At 42.2% G+C, this 4,747-nt stretch carries 5 protein-coding genes and 1 pseudogene; 2 read left to right on the plus strand and 4 right to left on the minus strand.

Features of this window, described 5'->3' with window-relative positions; all coding sequences use genetic code 11:
• Positions 1-183: pseudogene (locus tag VNZ46_RS06915) on the plus strand (SusD/RagB family nutrient-binding outer membrane lipoprotein); the annotation flags it as partial.
• Between the two features lie 47 nt (positions 184-230).
• On the opposite strand, the gene VNZ46_RS06920 reads toward VNZ46_RS06915, so the two are convergent.
• The 4 genes from VNZ46_RS06920 to VNZ46_RS06935 are packed head-to-tail and all read right to left on the minus strand — an operon-like array spanning position 231 to position 4,167.
• Positions 231-989: a TIGR03915 family putative DNA repair protein gene (locus VNZ46_RS06920; RefSeq protein WP_325559357.1), complete on the minus strand. Its 759-nt coding sequence runs from the start codon at positions 987-989 to the stop codon at positions 231-233.
• Positions 990-1,000: 11 nt separating this feature from the next.
• Entirely contained in the window at positions 1,001-2,257 is a 1,257-nt protein-coding gene (locus tag VNZ46_RS06925; RefSeq protein ID WP_325559358.1) for a putative DNA modification/repair radical SAM protein, read from the minus strand.
• A 53-nt stretch (positions 2,258-2,310) separates the two neighbouring features.
• A complete protein-coding gene (locus VNZ46_RS06930) occupies positions 2,311-2,964 on the minus strand; it encodes an HD domain-containing protein (RefSeq protein WP_325559359.1) in 654 nt (217 codons plus the stop codon).
• Positions 2,965-2,979: 15 nt separating this feature from the next.
• Positions 2,980-4,167 (minus strand): THUMP domain-containing class I SAM-dependent RNA methyltransferase, encoded by a 1,188-nt coding sequence (locus VNZ46_RS06935; protein WP_325559360.1) that lies wholly within the window; start codon positions 4,165-4,167, stop codon positions 2,980-2,982.
• Positions 4,168-4,239: 72 nt separating this feature from the next.
• Here VNZ46_RS06935 and VNZ46_RS06940 point away from each other — a divergent pair, with 72 nt between their 5' ends.
• On the plus strand, positions 4,240-4,602 hold the full coding sequence (locus tag VNZ46_RS06940; protein WP_108553847.1) for a DUF3127 domain-containing protein: 363 nt from the start codon (positions 4,240-4,242) through the stop codon (positions 4,600-4,602).
• Positions 4,603-4,747 lie beyond the last annotated feature (145 nt).

Here is a 4,747-nt window from a genome sequence, read left to right on the forward strand (position 1 = left end):
CGCCGTACAGGTGTTCCAAACTTCCTGACTGGACCCGGAACAGGAAATAGCGGTAGAATCCCATTAAGGTTTCAATATCCTGCCGTAGACAGGACAACGAACGGAGACCAACTGAGTATTGCGGTCGGCAGGCAGTACGGAGGGGTTGATGACATCAACCTTGCGCCATGGATCGTTAAGTAATCTATATCAATCACGCTCTGTAAGCCGGCAGTATCCTTACTGTCGGCTTATTCTTTTTCTGTCAGGTATTTCCAATATCGTCTTGGAACATGGCGCACGTGCAGTTTTGTATTTTTACGGGCCTTTATATTAGTGCTTTTAAAATAATCTTTCCAGAGTGCGGCGTATAAAGGCTCTTGTTCTGAAGCCATCTTGTCTCTTTGTAATTTTAGATTCTTCTCATCTTCCTGATTTAAATAGATTTCTTCTACTTTATCCAGATTATAATAAATACCATAGTGTCGTTTATAGTCATAGATAACCCAGGACTGATCGGCATAGCGGTCTTTAAAATGCTTCATGATGAGCGGTATGGCATTAAAATCGGGGTCTATTCCACAATAGAACAATCCATCCGAACTCTGCTGAAAACGGATAAACGCTTCCATGCGGTGCTTTTCTCTTTCTACTTTCTTCGCGTAACCGGCAACCGCCAGTACATATGGGTTGCCATAATTTTGTGTTGCGCCGGGCGGATTGCTGAAAATGTACCTGCAAAATTCAAAAAGATCTCTAAAGGCCTCAGGCATTTCTGACAAATAAGCACAGTAAAACCTGCGGAGCCATTCGGCTGGAAGTTTTCTGTGCAGAGCTTTCCATACACGATCTGCTTTTCCGGGGTCGTTATCTATTCTATGTGCCGCGGTAAAGACATCAGGCTGGTAGCATTCGGCGGTGGTTAAGATGAGCTTGGAAGGCCGCCGCTCATGGTATTCGAACACGGCCGTAAGTAAGCCTTCCAAAGAACCGTCAAAAACGTAGATCATTGTGCCGGAAATTAAAATAGATTCAATTGCTGAATGTCGTTTTTCAAATATTTGCTTTGGCTTTCTGCCAGGATAAAAGATTTAATCTGCGTGGCCTGATGGTCTCTGAACATGGGAGGGCTGTCTGTGCAGGTGATGAAATACTTTGCCCGGTTATAGGATACACCAATTTTTTTCAACTGATCTATCCGCAGTCTTCCAAACTTTCTTGCCTGAACAATTTTTTTTGCAGAACTTACTCCAATCCCTGGAATGCGAAGGATCATTTGGTAAGAAGCCATGTTAATGTCTACCGGGAAGAACTGGAGGTTACGTAATGCCCAGCTGAGCTTAGGGTCTATATCCACATCCAGGTGGGGATTGGCATCATTTAAAAGTTCATTGATATGAAAACCATAGAACCGCATCAGCCAGTCGGTTTGGTAAAGGCGGTTTTCCCGGGTCAGCGGAGGTTGTGTTCCCAATAAGGGAAGTCTGTTGTCTGTACTGATGGGAATGTAGCCTGAATAATAGACCCTTCTCAGGGAGAAATTCTTATAGAATTCGGCTGCGGTATGCATAATGTCTTTGTCTGTTTCCGGGGTTGCACCGATCACCATTTGTGTGCTCTGCCCCGCAGGAACAAACTGTGGAACACTTTTAATAACTTTCTTTTCTTCTTTAAACTGAATAATTTGCCTTTGCACATCTCCGAGCGGTTTGATCACTTCTTGATGACTTTTGTCGGGGGCCAGTAATTGAAGACCCGCCTCGGTAGGCATTTCCAGGTTAATGCTCATTCTGTCCACATACATTCCTGCTTCCTTAACCAATTCTTCACTCGCGCCGGGAATGGTTTTCAGGTGAATATATCCGTTGTACCTTTCTTCAAGCCGAAGTTTCTTAACAACTTTTAACAGCCGTTCCATCGTGAAGTCTGCATCTTTAAAGATTCCTGAACTTAAAAATAAACCCTCAATGTAATTCCTGCGGTAGAAATTCATTGTCAATTGGACCACCTCATCTACGGTAAAGGCCGCTCTTTCAATATCATTGCTTTTGCGGGAAACACAATAGGCACAATCGAAAATGCAATGATTGGTGAACAGAATCTTTAGAAGAGAAACACAGCGCCCGTCTTCAGTATAAGTGTGACAGATGCCCGAGTTGTGGCCATTGCCAAGTCCTTTATTGTCATTTTTCCTTTTGCTTCCGCTGGATGAGCAGGAAACATCATATTTGGCAGCATCGGCAAGGATGCTTAACTTCTCTCTAATTCGTTCAGACATACACCAGGCTTTGTTAAACAAAGATAGTGTTTTTGCTAAAAAAATTAGTATTATTATTTAGTGCCTTCCCATTCGGCATAGAACTGATCGAGGTAACTGAGCATAAATTGATGCCTGTTTTCTGCCATCTGTCTTCCTGTAGGGGTTTTCATCAGGTCTTTAAGCAATAGCAATTTCTCATAAAAATGGTTGATCGTAGGAGCTGTAGTGTTTTTATATTGCTCTTTGCTCATATTCAGGTTGACCTCAATTTCAGGGTCATATAAAACCCTGTTCTTAAAGCCCCCATAAGTAAAAGCACGTGCGATACCTATGGCTCCAATAGCATCCAGACGATCTGCATCCTGTACAATATCGAGTTCTTTGGATTGAAAGGTCAGCTTTCCAAAACTGGCTTTAAAGCTGAGGTTTTTGATGATTTGTTGTACTTGCTCAATAATTATAGAGCTAAGTCCCAGGCTTTTCAGAAAGCTGCCGGCCATTTGTGGGCCGATCTCTTCATCTCCACCGTTAAATTTACTGTCTGCTATATCATGGAGAAGTGCGGCTAAGGCAACAATCAACTCATCACCTTGTTCCTGTTTATTAATGTGCTGAGCAGTTTTGTAGACCCTTTCAATATGGAACCAGTCATGCCCGGCTTCTGCACCGGCCAGCGTTTCTTTTACAAAACTGATGGTTTTATTAATGATTTCTATATAGTTCATCAAATGGATTGGGGTCTAGTTTTTTACTGGTCTTTCATGCTCTGGTCTTCTGCTGCCATCATACAATTCGTATTCCAGCATCCTGCAGTCCAGTTTTCCATTATAGAATTCGATTTTTCGGGAAGCTTTAAGTCCGATCTTTTTTGCAAGATCAGGATTTCCGGTAAAGATATAACCGGAATAACCTTTGCAATGTTGCTTCATAAAATCACCCATCCGCTTATAGGTCGCTTCCAGTTTAGAATGTTCTCCCAAGCGTTCTCCGTATTCCGGATTAAAGACAACGATACCCCTGCCGCCTTCAGGTACCTGGGTATCGGCAAAATCACAAACTTCAAATGTAATTAAGGTATCTACACCGGCAGTTTTTGCGTTTCTGCGGCTTACATCTACGGCATCTTCAGAAATATCAGTGGCAATGATATTCAGCTCTATATTTTTGATCACCTGATCTTTAAGGATTCTTCTTTCCGCAAAGAAGACTTCTTCATCGTAACCCAGGATATGCATAAAGCCATAATTCATTCTAAACAGACCCGGACGTCTGTTGGTTGCGATCAGGGCCGCTTCAATAGCCAGGGTACCTGAACCGCACATTGGGTTTACAAAGGGAGATTTTCTATCCCATTTTGTACTTAATATGGTACTTGCTGCAAGTGCTTCCAGCATCGGTGCTTTTCCTGGGATTTTACGGTAACCGTGTTTGGCAAGGGTTTCTCCGGAGGTATCCAGGAAAATGTCGGCTTCACTGTCCTTCCAGTATAAATGGACTACGGTTTTATTGGCATCAGAACCAGAATTTGGCCGGATGTTTTTCTTTGCCCGGAAGCGATCAACAATCGCATCTTTTACTTTCAGGTTGGCAAATAATGGGGTTGTAATGGTTGGGTTATCCACATTAGAGGTTACCGAGAAATAGCCGGAAAAATCAATGAGTTCTTCCCAGGGCATTTCGACCAGCTGCTGGTATAATTCTTCAGGATTATTGGCCTTGAAGCTGTTTAAACAGTATAAAATCTGGCTGGCGCAACGCAGGTTGAGGTTGAGTTTTATACACTCTGTTAAGGTGATATTTAGCTCTACACCTGTAGGGAATTCCCTGATAATGGTGTATCCCAGGTCTTTAACTTCTTCCGCCAGATAGGAAGACAGTCTTTTGTTGCAGGTTACGATAACCTTATTCTTTGTGTGGAAAACTTGCATAATTTATTGTGCGAAGTTATCAATAAAAATATAGAGATTTGAACTTGAAAGTAGAATATAAGAGTATTTGTTATGGAATTAAAAGGAAAAGTGCACGAAATCGGTGCATTACAGCAAGTGAGTGAGACTTTTAAAAAACGTGATCTGATCATAGAGTACGCTGAAAACCCTACTTATCCGGAATATATCAGATTTGAGGCTTTGCAAGATAAAACTGCATTATTTGATAGTTTGAAAGTTGGTGACAATGTAGAGGTTGCCTTCAATTTACGCGGTCGCCCGTGGACGGATAAAACCGGTAAAGTTTCTTATTTTAACAGTTTAGTAGTATGGCGTATCAATGCATTGAACAATGCTGCTGCCGCTACTCCAGAATACGCTCCGCCTGTAGATTTAAACAGTGCACCTGGCGAGGAAGATGACCTGCCATTTTAAAGATCTTTTTTAAGGAAACAATTTTGAACTAGGAGCGCCGGGACTTATCCCGGTGCTTTTTTTTATGGCTTTTTTTGAGGGGTTTTAGGAGGGTGAATTGGTCGGAAAATTCTGTACAGCTGCTTCAAGACTAACGATATCAGGC

It is taken from the genome of Pedobacter sp., from assembly GCF_035566355.1.
Classification (GTDB): domain Bacteria; phylum Bacteroidota; class Bacteroidia; order Sphingobacteriales; family Sphingobacteriaceae; genus Pedobacter.